Genomic DNA, 1,788 nt, shown 5'->3' on the forward strand with positions numbered 1-1,788 from the left:
CGTAATTCCGGGTCTACGCCAGTGCGGATATCGGCATTGGCTTCGGCGAGAATTTCTAACAACGTGCGAGCGCGGGCGCGTTCGCTGGCACTGAGGGCTTGTTTGTCATAGCCTTTATCGGGATTTTGCTGGTGCAACTGCATCAGCAAGTCGATGTAGAATTCATACTCACCCTGGTTTTGAGCAAAGTAGGACTGGCGCAGTTGTTCGCTATCGATTTTGGTGCGGAGGTCTTCGATAATGGCAATGGCCGCTTCCATGTCCGTCAGTGCTTCCGTGAGATTGCCTTGGCTGCGTTTTGTCCAAGCGAGATTGTTGAGAGTAGCCACTTCCCCTGTCTTATCTCCCACTTCCCGTCTCAGGGGCAAGGATTGGTTGTAGTAGTCAAGGGCGGTTTGCTTGTCTCCCAGGGCGTCGTAAACCCGGCCAATATTGTTGAGGGTAACGGCTTCCTGTGCCTTATCCCCCACTTGCCGTGACAGGGGCAAGGATTGGTTGTAGTAGTCAAGCGCCGTTTGCTTGTCTCCCAGGGCAGAGTAAAGTGCTCCAATATTGTTGAGGGTAAGCGCAACGCCTGCCTTATCCCCCACTTGCCGTGACAGGGGCAAGGATTGGTTGTAGTAGTCAAGCGCCGTTTGCTTTTCTCCCAAGTCAGAGTAAACTCCGCCAATATTGTTAAGGGTTCTCGCTTCCTGCCGCTTATCCCCCACTTGCCGTGACAGGGGCAAGGATTGGTTCAAGTAGTCAAGCGCCGTTTGCTTGTCTCCGAGAGCGTCGTAAACCAGGCCAATATTATTGAGGGTAATCGCTTCTCCTGCCTTATCCCCCACTTGCTTTCTCAGGGGCAAAGATCGATCGTAGTAGTCGAGGGCTGTTTGCCACTCTCCCAGGGCGGAGTAAACTAAGCCAATAGAGGTGAGGGTAACGGCTTCGATTGCCTTATCCCCCACTTGCCGAGACAGGGGCAAGGATTGGTTGTAGTAGTCAAGCGCCGTTTGCTTGTCTCCCAGGGCGGAGTAAACCCGCCCAATATTGGAGAGGGTAGTGGCAACGCCAGCCTTATCCCCCACTTGCTGGAACAGGGGCAAGGATTGGTTCAAGTAGTCAAGCGCCGTTTGCTTGTCTCCCAGGACGTCGTAAACCATACCAATATTATTAAGGGTAGTGGCTTCCTGTGCCTTATCTCCCACTTGCTGGAACAGGGGCAAGGATCGCTCGAAGTAGTCGAGGGCTGTTTGCCACTCTCCCAGGGCGAAGTAAACCCGGCCAATATTGGAGAGGGTAACGGCTTCCCCTTTCTTCTCCCCCACTTGCCGATACAGGGGCAAAGATTGGTTGTAGTAGTCAAGCGCCGTTTGCTTGTCTCCCAGGGCGTCGTAAACCGCGCCAATATTGTTGAGGGTAACCGCTTCGATTGCCTTATCCCCCACTTGCCGTGTCAGGGGCAAAGATTGGTTGAAGTAGTCAAGCGCCGTTTGCTTGTCTCCAAGTAAGTTGAAAATGCTGCCCATTCCTAGCAGGGCGGCTGCTTCACCTGCTGCATTCCCTGCAGCGCGATATGCTTGGCGTGCGGCTTCCAACTTTTGCAGGGCTTCTCGTATCGATTCTGCTGTGCCTTGTTGAAATAGTTGCACTCCTTCTTGCAACAACCGATCGCCCTCTGAACTGCTACTATTCTGAGCTATCCAATTCTGCCCAGTTGTCCTTAATTCTGACAACGGATTTATCTCCTGCGCGGAACTCACTGGGGCAAAACTCGACCCCAGCAGCAGCGTTACCGCTACGGCT

Annotated in this window: 1 protein-coding gene; it reads right to left on the reverse strand. The window is 53.3% G+C overall.

Annotated features, from left to right (window positions below; genetic code table 11):
- On the reverse strand, positions 1–1,634 hold a 1,634-nt coding region (locus LKK83_RS29785), incomplete at its 3' end, for a tetratricopeptide repeat protein (RefSeq protein ID WP_442957392.1).
- Positions 1,635–1,788: the final 154 nt, after the last annotated feature.

It is taken from the genome of Phormidium sp. CCY1219 (genome assembly GCF_035615515.1).
Taxonomy (GTDB): Bacteria; Cyanobacteriota; Cyanobacteriia; order Cyanobacteriales; family Laspinemataceae; genus CCY1219.